The organism is Pseudomonas sp. NPDC077649 (assembly GCF_044542855.1).
In the GTDB taxonomy this organism is placed as follows: domain Bacteria; phylum Pseudomonadota; class Gammaproteobacteria; order Pseudomonadales; family Pseudomonadaceae; genus Aquipseudomonas.
Genome location: NZ_JBITVF010000001.1, coordinates 578171 through 593468 on the forward strand (window position 1 = coordinate 578171; position 15298 = coordinate 593468).

13 protein-coding genes are annotated in these 15298 nt (G+C 69.3%); 4 read left to right on the forward strand and 9 right to left on the reverse strand.

Annotated elements, in window-relative coordinates:
- Positions 1–11 precede the first annotated feature (11 nt).
- Both ACIGFL_RS02520 and ACIGFL_RS02525 read right to left on the reverse strand, forming a co-directional pair.
- Complete coding sequence (locus tag ACIGFL_RS02520) at positions 12–884, reverse strand: neutral zinc metallopeptidase (RefSeq protein WP_397496037.1); 873 nt, start codon at positions 882–884, stop codon at positions 12–14.
- Between the two features lie 14 nt (positions 885–898).
- Positions 899–1333 carry a DUF411 domain-containing protein gene (locus ACIGFL_RS02525; RefSeq protein ID WP_397496038.1) on the reverse strand — a complete coding sequence of 145 codons (435 nt, stop codon included), beginning with the start codon at positions 1331–1333 and terminating at the stop codon, positions 899–901.
- 128 nt (positions 1334–1461) lie between these two features.
- On the opposite strand from ACIGFL_RS02525, the gene ACIGFL_RS02530 reads away from it, so the two are divergent.
- Positions 1462–1845, forward strand: coding sequence for a DUF4345 family protein (locus ACIGFL_RS02530; protein ID WP_397496039.1), 384 nt, complete (start codon positions 1462–1464; stop codon positions 1843–1845).
- A 103-nt stretch (positions 1846–1948) separates the two neighbouring features.
- Here the strand turns inward: ACIGFL_RS02530 and trmA are convergent, their stop codons facing one another.
- Both trmA and ACIGFL_RS02540 read right to left on the reverse strand, forming a co-directional pair.
- A complete protein-coding gene (trmA, locus tag ACIGFL_RS02535; RefSeq protein ID WP_397496040.1) occupies positions 1949–3037 on the reverse strand; it encodes a tRNA (uridine(54)-C5)-methyltransferase TrmA in 1089 nt (362 codons plus the stop codon).
- Between the two features lie 59 nt (positions 3038–3096).
- Positions 3097–4389, reverse strand: a complete 1293-nt coding sequence (locus ACIGFL_RS02540; protein ID WP_021443694.1) for an NCS2 family permease — start codon at positions 4387–4389, stop codon at positions 3097–3099.
- A 193-nt stretch (positions 4390–4582) separates the two neighbouring features.
- Between ACIGFL_RS02540 and ACIGFL_RS02545 the strand changes: the two genes are divergently transcribed.
- Positions 4583–5134 carry a DJ-1 family glyoxalase III gene (locus ACIGFL_RS02545; protein ID WP_021443695.1) on the forward strand — a complete coding sequence of 184 codons (552 nt, stop codon included), beginning with the start codon at positions 4583–4585 and terminating at the stop codon, positions 5132–5134.
- 48 nt (positions 5135–5182) lie between these two features.
- On the opposite strand, the gene ada is transcribed toward ACIGFL_RS02545, so the two are convergent.
- A complete protein-coding gene (gene ada, locus ACIGFL_RS02550; RefSeq protein ID WP_397496041.1) occupies positions 5183–6205 on the reverse strand; it encodes a bifunctional DNA-binding transcriptional regulator/O6-methylguanine-DNA methyltransferase Ada in 1023 nt (340 codons plus the stop codon).
- Between the two features lie 120 nt (positions 6206–6325).
- Here ada and ACIGFL_RS02555 point away from each other — a divergent pair, with 120 nt between their 5' ends.
- On the forward strand, positions 6326–9832 hold the full coding sequence (locus ACIGFL_RS02555) for a response regulator (protein WP_397496042.1): 3507 nt from the start codon (positions 6326–6328) through the stop codon (positions 9830–9832).
- Positions 9833–9847: 15 nt separating this feature from the next.
- Positions 9848–11035, forward strand: a complete 1188-nt coding sequence (locus ACIGFL_RS02560) for an HD domain-containing phosphohydrolase (RefSeq protein WP_021442283.1) — start codon at positions 9848–9850, stop codon at positions 11033–11035.
- 140 nt (positions 11036–11175) lie between these two features.
- Here the strand turns inward: ACIGFL_RS02560 and ACIGFL_RS02565 are convergent, their stop codons facing one another.
- The 4 genes from ACIGFL_RS02565 to ACIGFL_RS02580 form a co-directional block, all read right to left on the reverse strand.
- Positions 11176–12147: a peptide ABC transporter ATP-binding protein gene (locus ACIGFL_RS02565; protein ID WP_021442282.1), complete on the reverse strand. Its 972-nt coding sequence runs from the start codon at positions 12145–12147 to the stop codon at positions 11176–11178.
- Positions 12144–13109: an ABC transporter ATP-binding protein gene (locus ACIGFL_RS02570; RefSeq protein WP_021442281.1), complete on the reverse strand. Its 966-nt coding sequence runs from the start codon at positions 13107–13109 to the stop codon at positions 12144–12146. The genes ACIGFL_RS02565 and ACIGFL_RS02570 overlap by 4 nt, the downstream gene beginning before the upstream one ends.
- A 72-nt stretch (positions 13110–13181) precedes the next feature.
- Positions 13182–14084: an ABC transporter permease subunit gene (locus ACIGFL_RS02575; RefSeq protein ID WP_021442280.1), complete on the reverse strand. Its 903-nt coding sequence runs from the start codon at positions 14082–14084 to the stop codon at positions 13182–13184.
- A 117-nt stretch (positions 14085–14201) separates the two neighbouring features.
- The gene (locus ACIGFL_RS02580; RefSeq protein ID WP_021442279.1) at positions 14202–15212 is read right to left on the reverse strand and encodes an ABC transporter permease subunit; all 1011 of its coding nucleotides are present in this window, start codon (positions 15210–15212) and stop codon (positions 14202–14204) included.
- Positions 15213–15298 lie beyond the last annotated feature (86 nt).

Here is a 15298-nt window from a genome sequence, read left to right on the forward strand (position 1 = left end):
CCACGAGATCTCTACAACCGCGCCACCTTGAAGGTATCGCAGCGCCCCGGCTGGCCGCTGTCGAAGCCCATGCGGAACCAGCGCACCCGCTGCGCCGAGGTGCCGTGGGTGAAGGCGTCCGGCACCACCTGGCCGCGCGCCTGTTTCTGCAGGCGGTCGTCGCCGATGGCGCTGGCGGCGTTCAGCGCTTCTTCCAGATCGCCCTCCTCCAGCCAGGCATGGCGGCGCTGGGCGTGGTGTGCCCAGACCCCGGCCAGGCAGTCGGCCTGCAGCTCCTGGCGCACCAGCAGGCCGCCGTCGCCTTCGACCCGTTCGCCGCGCTGGCGCGCCGCGTTGACCCTGGCCGAGACGCCGAGCAGGGTCTGCACGTGGTGGCCGACTTCGTGGGCGATGACGTAGGCCTGGGCGAAGTCGCCGGCAGCGACGAAGCGCTGTTCCAGCTCGCGGAAGAACGTCAGGTCGAGATAGACCCGCTGGTCGCCCGGGCAGTAAAAGGGGCCGACCGCCGAGTTGGCGAAGCCACAGGCCGAGTTGACGCCGCCGGAGAACAGCACCAGCTTGGGATCGCGGTACTGCTGGCCGGCGCTCTGGAACAGCTCGCGCCAGGTGTCCTCGGTGTCGCCGAGAATGGCGCGGACGAACTCGCTGTGCTCGTCGTTGGCCGCCGGCGGCGCGCCCTGGGGCAGGCCGACCTGGCTGGTCTGGGTGGCCTGGCCGGCGATCTGGCCGAGGATCTGCAGCGGGTCCTGGCCCATCAGCAGGCCGACGATGACGATCACCGCCACCCCGCCCAGGCTCAGGCCCTTGCCGCCGACCCGCATGCCACCCGGGCGGCCGCGGGCGTCCACCACGTTGTCGCTGCGTCTCGCCTTGCGCCAGCGCATGCTTCGGCTCCTGTTCAGTTGCCGGGATAGTCGGCGAGCACCTGGTCGCGGCGCTCGCGGTCCAGGCCGATCACCTGATAGGCGTCGACGCGGTCGCCGTATTCCATGCCGGGCGAGCCGACCGGCATGCCCGGCACGGCGGCGCCGAGCAGGTCCGGGCGCTGGCGCAGCTTGAGGATCTCGGCGGCCGGCACATGGCCTTCGACGAACTTGCCGTCGATCACCCCGGTATGGCACGAGGCCAGGCGCGGCGGCACGCCGAGGCGCTGCTTGACCGCGCTCATGTCGGCTTCGACATGGTCGTTGACGGTGAAGCCGTTGTACTGCAGATGGGCGATCCAGGCCTTGCAGCAACCGCAGTTGGCGTCGCGGTGCACGTCGATGGTCAGCGCGTCGCCGGCCTGGGCTAGGCCGGTGAAGAGACAGAGGGCGAGCAGCGAGCGGCGCATGGCAGAACTCCTGGAAAACGGGCGTCCAGCATAGCGCCATGGCGCGGCTGACCCAAGCGACTGCGACTAGGCGTCGCGACCGGTGGCGCCTATCCTGCCTGCAGTCGTCCACGATCAGGAGCCTGCCCATGCTGCTCGCCCGCATCGTCCTGCTGATCCAGATCGCCGCCCTCGCTGGGTTGGGCCTGGCCTATTTCATCCAGCCCGAGACCATGGCCAGCTACAGCGGCGCATTGCTGATGAGCAATGCCGCGGTGACCGAGGTGCGTGCCTACTACGGCGGCCTGCAGCTGGGCCTGGCCGCCTACCTGCTGTTGGCGCTGCTGCGCGGCGAGCTGCTGCGCCCGGCGCTGACGCTGCTGGTGCTGCTCTACGCCGTGCTGGCCCTGGCGCGCATCGCCGGCCTGTGGCTGGACGGCGGCGCGCAGCAGACCTTCAACCTCTATGCGCTGCTGCTGGAAGTGGTGTCGGCGGGGCTGGCATGGTGGGCGCTGCGCGGTGTCGAGCGTTAGGCTGCCGCTCTCCGGGTAGGGTGGAAAACCGCGCAGCGTTTTCCACCACGAGTGTCGGCGGTGGACAAGCTTCGCGTTGTCCACCCTACGGGCGAACGACCACTCAGCGCCTTTCCAGCAACACTCCCGCTTCCATATGGTGGGTGTAGGGGAACTGGTCGAACAGCGCGCTGCGCGTCACCCGGTGGCTGTCGCTCAGCTGGGCGATATTGGCGGCCAGGGTCTCGGGGTTGCAGGAGATATAGAGGATGCGCTCGAAGCGCCGGGTCAGCTCGCAGGTGTCCGGGTCCATGCCGGCGCGCGGCGGGTCGACGAACACGCTGCCGAAGTCGTAGCTCTTCAGGTCGATGCCGGCCAGACGGCGGAACGGGCGCACCTCGTTGAGCGCCTGGGTCAGCTCCTCGGCGGACAGGCGCACCAGTTCGACGTTGTCCACGCCGTTATCGGCCAGGTTGGCCAGGGCGGCGTTCACCGAGGTCTTGCTGATCTCGGTGGCCAATACCTTACGTACGCGGGTGGCCAGCGGCAGGGTGAAATTGCCGTTGCCGCAGTACAGCTCCAGCAGGTCGTCGTCGCGCTCGCCGAGGGCGTCATGGGCCCAGTTCAGCATCTTCTGGCACACCGCGCCGTTGGGCTGGGTGAAGGCGCCTTCCGGCTGGCGGTAGCGGAAGGTTCGTCCGGCCACGGTGAGTTCTTCCTCGACGTAATCGCGGCCGATCACCAGGCGCTGGCCACGCGAGCGGCCGACCAGGCTGACGTTCAGCTCGGCGGCCAGGTGCTCGGCCTCGGCCTGCCAGGCGTCGTCCAGCGGGCGGTGATAGGCCAGGGTGATCAGCGCATCGCCGGCCAGGGTGGTGAGGAACTCGACCTGGAACAGCTTGAACGACAGCGCCTCGCTGGCCTGCCAGGCGGCGCGCAGGCGCGGCATCAGCTCGTTGACGCGCAGGCTGGCGATGGGGAACTCGTCGAGCAGGATCGGCGTGTGCTTGTCGCCTGGGGCGAACATCGCATAGTGGCGCTGGCCGGCTTCACGCCACAGGCGGAACTCGGCGCGCAGGCGATAGTGCTCGCGCGGCGAGTCGAACACTTCGGGCGCGGGGGCGGCGAAGGGGGCCAGCAGTTCGATCAGGCGCTGCTCTTTCTCGGCGAGCTGGGCGGCGTAGGTGGCGGGGTCGAATACGGGGGCGCTCATGGCAACACTCTAAAGCGGTCGGCGACCGGCGTTGCAGCCGGTCGTCGGCGAAAGGGGGATCAGGCGAACAGGCCCAGCTTGACGACGAACAGCGCGGAGAGAATCCACATCGCCGGGTTCAGCTCGCGCCAGCGCCCGGACAGCACCTTGACCGCGGTCCAGGCGATAAAGCCGAAGGCGATGCCGTTGGCGATGGAGAAGGTCAGCGGCATGGCCAGGGCGGCGGCCACCACCGGGGCGGCGACGGTGAGGTCGTCCCAGTCGATCTGCGCCAGGCTGCTCATCATCAGCACGGCGACGAACAGTAGCGCCGGCGCGGTGGCGTAGGCCGGTACCGAACCGGCCAGCGGGGCGAAGAACAGGCTGAGCAGAAACAGCGCGGCGACCACGCAGGCGGTCAGGCCGGTGCGCCCGCCGGCGCTGATGCCGGCGGCGGACTCGATATAGCTGGTGGTGGTGCTGGTGCCCAGCGCGGCGCCGGCCATGGTGGCGGTGCTGTCGGCCATCAGCGCGCGGCCCAGGCGCGGCATCTTGCCGTCCTTGTCCAGCAGGTCGGCCTTCTGCGCCACGCCGACCAGGGTGCCGGAGGTGTCGAACAGGTCGACGAAGAGGAAGGCGAAGATCACGCTGATCAGGCCGATGTCCAGGGCGCCGGCGATATCCAGCTGCAGCAGGGTCGGCATCAGCGACGGCGGCATCGACACCACGCCCGGCAGCTCCGAAAGGCCCAGGGCGATGGACAGGCCGGTAACCAGCAGGATGCCGATCATCACCGCACCGGTGACCTTGCGATAGGCCAGCGCGGCGATGACGAAGAAGCCCAGGCAGGCGAGCAGGGCGCCGCCCTGGCTGAGGTCGCCGAGGCCGACCAGGGTGGCCGGGTGATCGACCACGATGCCGGCGTTCTTCAGCGCGATGATCGCCAGGAACAGGCCGATGCCGGCGGCGATGCCGGCGCGCAGGGCCAGCGGGATGCTGTTGATGATCCACTCGCGGATCTTGAAGATCGACAGCAGAAAGAAGATCGCGCCGGAGAGGAATACCGCGCCCAGGGCGGTCTGCCAGCTGTAGCCCATGGTCATCACCACGGTGTAGGTGAAGAAGGCGTTGAGGCCCATGCCCGGTGCCAGGGCGATCGGGTAGTTGGCCAACAGGCCCATCACCGCCGAGCCGATGGCCGCCGCCAGGCAGGTGGCGACGAACACCGCGCCGTGATCCATGCCGGTCTCGGCCAGCATGTTGGGGTTGACGAAGAGGATGTAGGCCATGGTCAGGAAGGTGGTGAGACCGGCGATGACCTCGGTGCGCACGTTGGTGTGGTGCGCTTTGAGTTGGAACAGTTTTTCCAGCATGGTGGGCTCCCCCGAGGCGCGAACGCGCCGAAAGTGATGTGCAGCAAGCTAAGCATATCCGTGCCGGAAAATTGCCCGTTTGCGCAAAAGCCGCGCATCATAGCAGCAAGGTTTTCCCCGGTGAATTTATGGCCTGTCGTCTCATTTTATGACCGGGCGGACAGTTTCGTTTCCTGCCTGAAGGAGTTGAGATATGAGCAAGCGTGCGCTGATCGCCGTCGCCGACGGCGTCGAAGACCTCGAATGCGTGACCCTGATCGACGTGCTGCGTCGCGCCGACATCGAGGTGCTGGTGGCCAGCATCGAGGAACGCCGCATGATCACCTGCGCCCGCGGCACGCGGCTGACCGCCGACGCCATGCTGGTGGACGTGCTGGCCCAGGATTTCGACCTGATCGTGCTGCCCGGCGGCATGCCCGGCGCCCAGCACCTGGCGGATTTCGAACCGCTGGCCGAGCGGGTGCGCCAGCAGGCCAAGGCCGGCGAGCTGTTTGCCGCCATCTGCGCCGCGCCGGCGCTGGCTCTGCAGCAGTACGGCGTGCTCAAGCAGCGGCGAATGACCTGCTACCCGGCATTCAGCGAGCGTCTTTCCGGCTGCACCTTCGTCGACGAGGCGGTGGTGGTCGACGGCAATTGCATCACCAGCCAGGGGCCAGGTACGGCGTTGGCCTTTGCCCTGTGCCTGGTGGAACAACTGGTGGGCCGCAGCACACGCAACGAGGTGGCCAAGGCGATGTTGGTGTAGCGCCCGGGGAGGATTGGTGCGCCGCGCGCACCGAGACCCCGCGATGCCCTACGACTGTTCCTGCTCCAACAAGCGCCGCTTGCGCTGCAGGCCCCAGCGGTAGCCGCTGAGGCTGCCGTCGCTGGCCACCACGCGGTGGCAGGGCAGCAGCAGGCCGATGGCGTTGCTGGCGCAGGCGCGGGCCACCGCGCGCGGGTGGCTGTGCAGCTGGCCGGCCAGTTCGCCGTAGCTGCGCGTCTGCCCCGGCGGGATCGTCTGCAGCGCCTGCCAGACCCGCTGCTGGAAGGCGCTGCCGCGAATGTCCAGGGGCAGCTGGGCGGCCCGCTCGGGCTCGTCCAGTTGCTGCAGCACCTGCTGCAGCCAATCCCTCAACCCTAGGTCGTCCTCTTCGAGATGGGCCAGGGCGAAGCGCTGCCGCAACTCCTCGCGCAGCGCCTGCGCGTCGTCGCCGAACAGCAGGGCGCAGACGCCCTTGGCGCTGGCCGCGATCAGCATCTGGCCCAGCGGGCAGGGGGCGCTGGCGTAGCGCAGGCGTTCGCCGGCGCCGCGCTGGCGGCGCTGCGCCGGGCTCATGGCCTGGGGCTTTTCATAGAGGGCGCGGGTGCCGGAATAGCCGGCGGCCAGGGCGGCATCGAGCACGCTGTCCGCCGTGCCCAGTTGCGCCTCCAGGCGCTGGCGCCGCTGGGCGGCGGCCCAGGCATGGGGCGTCAGCCCGGTACGGGCCTTGAAGGCGCGGGCCAGGTGCGAGGGCGACAGGCCGATGCGCGCCGCCAGTTGCGCCAGGCTCAGGCGCTGCTCGCCGCGCAGCAGCTGGCAGGCGGCGGCGACCAGGAAGTCGAGCTGCTGCGCCGGGCTCTGCCCCTGCGGCGCGCAGCGCTTGCACGGGCGGAAGCCGGCGGCCTCGGCGCTGGCCGCATCGCCGTGGAAACTGACGTTGTCGCGCCGCGGCCGCCGCGCCGGGCAACTGGGCCGGCAGTAGATGCCGGTGCTGCGCACGGCGAAGACGAAGCGCCCGTCCTGGCCCGCATCACGGGCGCAGACGGCTTGCCAGCAGTGGTCGGTGTCGAGCATGGGGCCTCCCTCCTGATGCTTTCGATTGTCGGCCCGCAGCCGTGCGCTGCCAATCCGTAATGCGCTTTCAAAGCCGGGCTAGGCTTACAGCCCATCGACGGCCGGCAAGGGGATGCAGGCATGGCGCGTTACGCTCGTTGGGCGCTGGCGTTGCTGCTGTGGGGCGCGCTGGCGCCGGCACTGGCGGCGCTGCCGCTGAGTAAGGCTGAGCAGCACTGGCTGGCGCAGCACCCGCAGCTGCTGGTGGGGGTGGAACGCGCCGGCTGGCCGCCGTTCGACATGGTCGAGGACGGCCGCTATCAGGGTATCAGCGCCGACTACCTGCGCCTGCTCGGCGAACGCCTGGGGGTGGAGATCGACGCGGTCTACTTCGACGACTGGGAGCAGGCCCTGGCCGCCCTGCGCGAGGGCCGCATCGAGATCCTGCCGTCGGTGGCGCGCACTCCCGAGCGCGAGGGCTGGATGCGCTTCAGCGATCCCTATCTGATCAGCAGCAGCCTGATCTTCAGCCGCCCGGAGGTGCGCGTGCAGCAGGTCGCCGACCTGGCCGGCAAGCGCGTGGCCATCGAGCGCGGCTACGTGCTGCAGCAACTGCTGCGCGACGAGGTGGCCGGCATCGAGTTCGTCGAGACCCTGAACACCGAGGAGGCCCTGCGCGCGGTGTCGTCCGGGCGCGCCGAGGCCTACGTCGGCGACATGATAGTGGCCAGCTACCTGATCCGCCGGCACAACCTGGCCAACCTGGAGCTGCGCGGCGAATCGGGGCTGAGCAGCAGCGAGATCCGCTTCGGCGTGCGCCGCGACCTGCCGCAGTTGGTCGATCTGCTCGACCGCGCCCTGGCCAGCCTCAGCCGCGAGGAGCGCGAGGCGATCCGCGATCGCTGGCTGCCGCCGCTGACCGAGTTCAACTGGCGCAAAGCGCTGCAGGTGGGCTGGCCCTACGCCCTCGGCCTGCTGGCGCTGATCGTCTTCGTGCTGGTGTGGAACCGCCGCCTGACGGTGCAGATCGCCGAGCGCCAGCGCGCCGAGGCCGAGGCCAGGCGCCAGCGCAGCACCTTGCTGGCGCTGGTCAATGCGATCCCCGATCCGATCTGGTTCAAGGACAGCGACGGCGTCTACCGCGGCTGCAACCAGGCCTTCGCGGCGATCTTCGCGCGCAGCCCGGAGAGCCTGGTCGGCTGCCGCGACGAGCAGCTGTTCGACGCCGCGCTCAGCCGCGAGCGTGCCGGCCTCGACCGCCGCGCCCTGGCCAGCCGCGCGCCGCTGGAAAACGAGACCTGGCTGGACCACGCCGACGGTCGGCGGGTGCTCTACGACACCCTGCGGGTGGCCTTCTACGACGACCGCGGGCAGTTGCTCGGGCTGGTCGGCACCGGCCGCGACATCACCGTGCGCAAGGAGGTCGAGGAGGCCATGGCGCGCGCCAAGGCCCTGGCCGAGCAGGCGGCGCGGGCCAAGGCGGACTTTCTCGCCAACATGAGCCACGAGATCCGCACGCCGATGAACGCCATCATCGGCATGTCGCACCTGGCGCTGAAGACCGACCTCGACCCGCGCCAGCGCGACTACCTGAACAAGATCCAGCAGGCCGGCCAGCACCTGCTCGGGGTGATCAACGACATCCTCGACTTCTCCAAGATCGAGGCCGGCAAGGTCAGCGTCGAGTGCATCGAGTTCGACCTCGAGCAGGTGCTCGACAACCTGGCCAACCTGATCGGCGACAAGGCCGCGGCCAAGGGCCTGGAGCTGCTGTTTCGCCTCGATCCGCAGGTGCCCTGCAGCCTGCTCGGCGATCCGCTGCGGCTGGGGCAGATCCTGATCAACTACGCCAACAACGCGGTGAAGTTCACCGCCGAGGGCGAGGTGGAGGTGCGCATCGAGCTGGAGCGGCGCGACGGCAAGCAGGTCTGGCTGCTGTTCGCGGTGCGCGACACCGGCATCGGTCTGGACGCCGAGCAGCAGGCGCGGCTGTTCGAATCCTTCCAGCAGGCGGACAGCTCCACCACCCGCAAGTACGGCGGCACCGGCCTCGGCCTGGCCATCTGCAAGCGCCTGGCCGAGGCCATGGGCGGCGAGGTCGGGGTCGACAGCCAGGTCGGCGTCGGCAGCCGTTTCTGGTGCCGCCTGCCGTTCGCCCTGGCCAGTCGCCAGCGTCCGGCGCTGCAGCCGCAGGCCGATCTGCGCGGGCGGCGGGTGCTGGTGGTGGACGACAACGACAATGCCCGCCAGGTGCTCGCCGAGCTGCTGACCAGCATGACCTTTCGCGTCGCCGAGGCCGCAGACGGCGTGCAGGCGCTGGCCCTGGTACGCCAGGCGCAGGCCGCCGGCGAGGGCTTCGAGCTGCTCTTCATTGACTGGCAGATGCCCGGCATGGACGGCCTGGAGCTGGCCCGGCGGGTGCGCGCGCTGGCGCTAACGCCGCCGCCCAAGCTGCTGATGGTCAGCGCCCACGGCCGCGAGGAGCTGCTGCAGGGCGCGCAGCGGGTCGGCGTCGAGGACGTCCTGCTCAAGCCGCTCAACCCCTCGCTGCTGTTCGATGCGGCGATGCGCTGCCTGGGCGGCAACGGCGGGCTGAGCAGCTATGCGCGCAGCGGCGCGGGCGAGGCGATACCGGATTTCACCGGTCGTCGCGTGCTGCTGGTGGAGGACAACGAGCTGAACCAGGAAGTGGCCAGCGGCCTGCTGCAGGAGGCCGGGCTGCAGGTGGAACTGGCCGGCGACGGCGCGCAGGCCATCGAGCGCCTGCAGGCGGCGGCGGACGATCATTACCAGCTAGTGCTGATGGACATGCAGATGCCGGTGCTCGACGGCCTGGTGGCCACCCGCGTGCTGCGCGCCCAGCCGCGGTTCGCCGCGCTGCCGATCCTGGCCATGACCGCCAACGCCCTGGACGCCGACCGCCAGGCCTGCCTGGACGCGGGGATGAACGATCACCTGAGCAAGCCCATCGAGCCGGCCACGCTCTGGGCCACCCTGCAGCGCTGGCTGCCGGGGAGCGTGGCGGTCGCTGGCGCGCCGGCGGCGCAGGTCCTGGATTTCGAGCTGGCGGGCGTGGACGTGGCCAGCGGCCTGCGCCGGGTGCTGGGCAAGCGCGCGCTGTACCTGGAGCTGCTCGGCAAGTTCGCCGCCGGTCAGGGCGAGTTCCCCGCGCAGCTGCGCGCCGCCCTGGCGGACGCCGATGGCGCGCGCGCCGAACGGCTGGCCCACACCTTCAAGGGCCTGGCCGGCAGCATCGGCGCCGGCGCCTTGCAGGCGCAGGCCGCGGCGCTGGAGGAGGCCCTCAGGCAGGGCGCCGACGCGGCGCGGATCGAGGCGCTGCTCGGCGAGCTGGAGCCCCCGCTGCAGGCGCTGCTCGCCGCCATCTCCGCGCAGCTGCCGGCGCCGCCGTTGCCGCGCGAGGTCGCCGTCGAGCCCGGCGAATTGCAGCGGGTCTGCCAGCAGCTGGCGCGGCTGCTCGACGAGGACGATCCGCGCAGCGGAAAACTGCTGGAGGAACAGCGCGAAATGCTGCAGAGCGCCTTTAATGAGGGATATGCCGCCATCGCCCGCGCGGTGCACGGCTACGATTTCGAACAGGGGCTGCTGGCCTTGCGCGAGGCGGCGGCCGAGCAGGGCATAGAGTGCTGAAACAGGGGGGATGCGATGGTCGAGATGCTCGACAGGCCCGAGCAGGAGATGATCCTGGTGGTGGACGACACCCCGGACAACCTGCAGCTGATCAGCGAACTGCTGATCGACCGTTACCGGGTCAAGGTCGCCAACAACGGCGCCAAGGCCCTGCGCATCGCCCAGGGCAGCCCGGCACCGGACCTGATCCTGCTCGACATCATGATGCCGGAGATGGACGGTTACGAAGTCTGTCGGCGGCTCAAGGCCGACCCGCAGACCCGCGACATTCCGCTGATCTTCCTCACCGCCAAGAGCGAGGTGGCCGACGAACAGCTGGGTTTCGACCTCGGCGCCGCCGACTACATCACCAAGCCGATCAGCCCGCCCATCGTCCTCGCCCGGGTCAAGGCGCAGCTGCAGCTCAAGGCCGCCACCGACTACCTGCGCGACAAGAGCGAGTACCTGGAGCTGGAGGTCAAGCGCCGCACCCGCGATATCCAGAAGCTGCAGGACGTGACCATCGAGGCCATGGCCAGCCTGGCGCTGATGCGCGACAACCCGCGCAGCCGGCACCTGCAGCGTATCGAGCGCTACATGACTTGCCTGGCCAAGGCCCTGGCCCGTCAGCAGCCGGCGCTGAGTGGCGAGCTGGACGCCGAGCGCATCGCTCAGCTGGGGCGTTCGGCCATGCTCCATGTACTGGGTCGTCTGACCCTGCCCGATCGCGTGCTGCTCAGCCACGGCGAGCCGAACGAGGCCGATCTGCGCCTGTTGCAGGAGGGCGTGACGGCCGGGCGCGATGCCCTGGAGCGCGCCGAGCGCAAGCTGGGCGGCAGCGCCGGTTTTCTCTGCGATGCCAAGGACATCGTTTACGGTCAGCACGAGCGCTGGGACGGCAAGGGCTACCCGCAGGGCCTGCACGGCGAGCAGATCCCGCTGTCGGCGCGGCTGATGGCGCTGATCGGCCATTTCGAGGAGCTGACCTGCCAGCATCCCTACCTGCCGCGCATCAGCCCGGCGCAGGCGGTGACGCAGATCGGCGCGGCCAGCGGCACGCGCTTCGACCCCATGGTGGTGCTGGCCTTCGTCGAAGCGACGCCGCAGTTCATCCGCATCGCCGAATCCCTGGCCGACGACGCCGCTGCCGTGGGCCTCGAGCTGCAGCGGCTGGAGGATTCGCTGGCGGAAAGCATCGAGCTGACCCTGCCGCCGGCGCCTTGAGATGGCGAGGAGGTTTTCCCCCTCGGCTCGTCGGTGGGGTTGAGGCGCCGGCGACGAAGCCCAACGCCCCCCCATGAGCGCTGCTCGCGGGCTGCTCGTTGGGCTTCGCTGCGCTCAGCGCCAGCCTGGGGTTGAGCCTGCTAGCCGTTGATCCGCTCCACATGGTGGCAGGCCACCTGGCGCGCTTCGATCAGGCGCAGCTCCGGGCGCTCGCCGCGGCAGCGCGCGTCGGCATGCGGGCAGCGCTGGTGGAAGGCGCAGCCGGAGGGCGGGTCGAGCGGGTTGGGCAGCTCGCCGACTATCTTGATCCTGGGCTTGTGCGGATCGGGATGGAGGGTCGGGGTGGCCGACAGCAGCGCCTGGGTGTAGGGGTGCAGCGGGCGATGGTAGATGGCGGCGCTGGCGCCCATCTCCACCGGGCGGCCGAGGTACATCACCAGCACCTCGTCGGCGACGTGGCGCACCACGGCCAGGTTGTGCGAGATGAAGACGTAGCCGGTGCGGTACTGCTCCTGCAGGTCCATGAACAGGTTGAGCACCTGGGCCTGGATCGACACGTCCAGCGCCGAGGTCGGCTCGTCCGCCACCAGCACCTTGGGTTGCAGCATCATGGCGCGGGCCAGGGCGATGCGCTGGCGCTGGCCGCCGGAGAACATGTGCGGGTAGCGCTGGTAATGCTCGGGGCGCAGGCCCACCTGCTGCATCATCGCCTGCACCCGCTCGCGGCGTTCGGCGCGGGACAGATCGGTGTTGATCAGCAGCGGCTCGGCCAGCTGATCGCCGATCTTCTGCCGCGGGTTGAGCGAGGCATAGGGGTTCTGGAACACCATCTGCACGTCGCGGCGCAGCTGTTTGCGCTCGGCCCGGCTGGCGCCGGCAACCTCGCGCCCGGCGATCTGCAGGCTGCCGGCACTGGGTTCTTCGATCAGGGTCAGGGCGCGGGCCAGGGTGGACTTGCCGCAGCCGGACTCGCCGACCACCGCCAGGGTCTTGCCGGCCTCGAGGCTGAAGGACACGCCGTTGAGCGCCTGGACCAAGGCCGCCGGCTTGAACAGGCCGCGCGAGACGCTGTAGTGACGGGTCAGCTCATGGGCTTGGAGAACGCTGTTCATCGGGCCACCTCCAGGGGAAAGAAGCAGCGCGCGGCGCCACGCTCGTGTGCGTCCAGCGCTGGGCGCTCCTCGCGGCAACGCGGCTGCACGTAGGGGCAGCGCGGTGACAGCAGGCAGCCCTGCGGACGGTCGTAGCGGCCGGGCACTATGCCGGGCAGCGTCGCCAGGCGGCGGGCGCCGGCGCTGTGTTCGGGGATGGCCTTGAGCAGCGCCTCGGTGTAGGGGTGGCTGGGCGCGTCGAACAGGGTCGGCACCCGGCCCAGCTCCACCGCTTGCCCTGCGTACATCACGCAGACGCGCTGGGCGGTCTCGGCGACCACCGCCAGGTCGTGGGTGATCAGCACCAGGGCCATGCCCTGGTCGCGCTGCAGGTTCAGCAGCAGTTCCATGATCTGCGCCTGGATGGTCACGTCCAGCGCCGTGGTCGGCTCGTCGGCGATCAGCAGCTTGGGTTCGGCGGCAATCGCCATGGCGATCGCCACGCGTTGGCTCATGCCACCGGAAAGCTGGTGCGGGTAGGCATCCAGGCGGCTGGCGGCGGCGGGGATCTCCACCCGTTCCAGCAGCTCGAGGGCACGGGCGCGCGCCGCCTTGCCTTTCAGGCCCATATGCTGGCGCAGCACTTCCTCGATCTGAAAGCCCACGCTGTAGCTGGGGTTGAGCGCGGTCATCGGGTCCTGGAACACCATCGCCAGGTCCTTGCCGACGATATGCCGGCGCTGGCGGCCCTTCAGGCGCAGCATGTCGGTGCCGTCGAACTGCAGGCAGTCGGCATGGACGATGCCAGGCGCGTCGATCAGGCCCATCAGCGCCATCATGGTCACCGACTTGCCGGAGCCGGACTCGCCGACTATGGCCAGCACCTCGCCCTTTTCCACGCAGAGGTCGAGGCCGTCGACCACCGGCACGGCATCGGCGGCGCCGAAGCGCACCGAGAGGTTGCGGATATCCAGCAGGCTCATGCACGGGCCCCCGTGTGGATCGGGGTAGGGTGCGCCATGCGCAGCGGGATCATCTTGTGCATACGGGCCTCCTCAGATGGCGTTCTTCAGTTTCGGGTCGAGCGCGTCGCGCAGGCCGTCGCCCATCAGGTTGATGGCCAGCACGCTGAGCAGAATCGCCAGGCCGGGCAGGGTCACCACCCACCAGGCGCGTTCGATGTAGTCACGCGCCGAGGCCAGCATGGTGCCCCACTCGGGCGTCGGCGGCTGCACGCCAAGGCCGAGAAAGCCCAGTGCGGCGGCATCGAGAATCGCCGAGGAAAAGCTCAGGGTGGCCTGCACGATCAGGGGCGCCATGCAGTTGGGCAGTACGGTGACGAACATCAGCCGCAGCAGGCCGGCGCCGGACAACTGCGCGGCGGTGACGTAGTCGCGGCCCAGCTCGCCCATCACCGCCGCGCGGGTCAGGCGCACGTAGCTGGGCAAGGAGACTATGGCGATGGCGAAGATGGTGTTGATCAGCCCCGGGCCGAGGATGGCGACGATGGCCACCGCCAGCAGCAGCGACGGCAGCGCCAGCATGACGTCCATCAGGCGCATGATGCCGGGGCCGAGCAGGCGCGGGAAAAAGCCGGCGGCCAGGCCCAGCAGGATGCCGGGAATCAGCGACAGCAGCACCGAGGCCAGGCCGATCAGCAGCGACAGGCGCGCGCCATGGATCAGCCGCGAGAGCAGGTCGCGGCCCAGTTCGTCGGTGCCGAGCAGGAAACGCCACTGGCCACCGTCCAGCCATACCGGCGGGGTGAGCAGGAAGTCGCGGTACTGCTCGCTGGGATCATGCGGCGCGATCCAGGGCGCGAACAGCGCGCAGAACAGCATCAGCAGCATGAACGCCAGGCCGGCGAGGGCGCCCTTGTTATGGCTGAAGGCCTGCCAGAATTCCTTCAGCGGCGAGGGGTAGAGCAGGCTCTGGTCGAGGCTGGTGGCGGCGGTCATGGGCGCACCTCGCGTAGGGTGGACGACGTTTCACCCGTCCACCGATGCCTTTTCACGGTGGATGAAAAGAGCGTCATCCACCCTAGGTGATCGATGTGGTTATGCATGGCGCCTTCCTTATTTCTGATGGCGAATACGGGGATTGGCCAGGCCGTAGAGGATGTCCACGGTGAAGTTGACCAGGATCACCAGGCAGGCGATCAGCAGGATGCCGTTCTGCACCACCGGGTAGTCGCGGGCGCCGATGGCCTCGATCAGCCATTTGCCGATGCCCGGCCAGGAGAAGATGGTCTCGGTCAGCACCGCGCCGGCCAGCAGGCTGCCGACCTGCAGGCCGAACACCGTCAGCACCGGGATCAGCGCGTTGCGCAGGCCATGCACGAACACCACCCGCGCCGGCGACAAGCCCTTGGCCCGTGCGGTGCGGATGTAGTCCTCGCGCAGCACTTCGAGCATGGCCGAGCGGGTCATCCGTGCGATCACCGCCAGCGGGATGGTGCCGAGCACGATGGCCGGCAGGATCAGGTGGCGCAGGGCGTCGACGAAGGCGCCTTGCTCGTCGCTGAGCAGGGTGTCGATCAGCATGAAACCGGTGACCGGCGGGATGTCGTAGAGCAGATCGATACGCCCGGACACCGGCGTCCAGCCCAGGCCGACCGAGAAGAACATGATCAGCAGCAGGCCCCACCAGAAGATCGGCATCGAGTAGCCGGTCAGCGAGATGCCCATCACCCCGTGGTCGAACAGCGAGCCGCGCTTGAGCGCGGCGATCACCCCGGCGATCAGACCCAGGGTGCCGGCGAACAGCAAGGCTGCCAGGGCCAGTTCGACGGTGGCGGGGAACAGGCTGAGGAACTCGCGCCACACGCTTTCGCGCGAACGCAGCGACTCGCCCAGATTGCCGCTGGCGAGCTGGCCGATGTAGTCGAAGTACTGCTCATGCAGCGGCTTGTTCAGCCCCAGGCGCTCCATGGCCTGGGCGTGCATCTCCGGGTCGACGCGGCGTTCGCCCATCATCACTTCCACCGGGTCGCCGGGGATCAGGCGGATCAGGGCGAAGGTCAGCAGGGTGACGCCGAAGAAGGTGGGGATCAAAAGCCCCAGGCGTCTGGCGATAAAGGACAGCATCAGGCGGTTCTACTCCGTGGCGGGATGCGGGTGCCGGACTGCATGGTCCGGCGTTGTTGTGGTCGTGTCGTAGCCCGGATGCAATC

What these genes read in the sequence shown, in the direction of transcription:
- ACIGFL_RS02520 (WP_397496037.1), bottom strand. Translation starts at nt 884, where the DNA reads ATGCGCTGGCGCAAGGCGAGACGCAGCGACAACGTGGTGGACGCCCGC.
- ACIGFL_RS02525 (WP_397496038.1), bottom strand. Translation starts at nt 1,333, where the DNA reads ATGCGCCGCTCGCTGCTCGCCCTCTGTCTCTTCACCGGCCTAGCCCAG.
- ACIGFL_RS02530 (WP_397496039.1), top strand. Translation starts at nt 1,462, where the DNA reads ATGCTGCTCGCCCGCATCGTCCTGCTGATCCAGATCGCCGCCCTCGCT.
- trmA (WP_397496040.1), bottom strand. Translation starts at nt 3,037, where the DNA reads ATGAGCGCCCCCGTATTCGACCCCGCCACCTACGCCGCCCAGCTCGCC.
- ACIGFL_RS02540 (WP_021443694.1), bottom strand. Translation starts at nt 4,389, where the DNA reads ATGCTGGAAAAACTGTTCCAACTCAAAGCGCACCACACCAACGTGCGC.
- ACIGFL_RS02545 (WP_021443695.1), top strand. Translation starts at nt 4,583, where the DNA reads ATGAGCAAGCGTGCGCTGATCGCCGTCGCCGACGGCGTCGAAGACCTC.
- ada (WP_397496041.1), bottom strand. Translation starts at nt 6,205, where the DNA reads ATGCTCGACACCGACCACTGCTGGCAAGCCGTCTGCGCCCGTGATGCG.
- ACIGFL_RS02555 (WP_397496042.1), top strand. Translation starts at nt 6,326, where the DNA reads ATGGCGCGTTACGCTCGTTGGGCGCTGGCGTTGCTGCTGTGGGGCGCG.
- ACIGFL_RS02560 (WP_021442283.1), top strand. Translation starts at nt 9,848, where the DNA reads ATGGTCGAGATGCTCGACAGGCCCGAGCAGGAGATGATCCTGGTGGTG.
- ACIGFL_RS02565 (WP_021442282.1), bottom strand. Translation starts at nt 12,147, where the DNA reads ATGAACAGCGTTCTCCAAGCCCATGAGCTGACCCGTCACTACAGCGTC.
- ACIGFL_RS02570 (WP_021442281.1), bottom strand. Translation starts at nt 13,109, where the DNA reads ATGAGCCTGCTGGATATCCGCAACCTCTCGGTGCGCTTCGGCGCCGCC.
- ACIGFL_RS02575 (WP_021442280.1), bottom strand. Translation starts at nt 14,084, where the DNA reads ATGACCGCCGCCACCAGCCTCGACCAGAGCCTGCTCTACCCCTCGCCG.
- ACIGFL_RS02580 (WP_021442279.1), bottom strand. Translation starts at nt 15,212, where the DNA reads ATGCTGTCCTTTATCGCCAGACGCCTGGGGCTTTTGATCCCCACCTTC.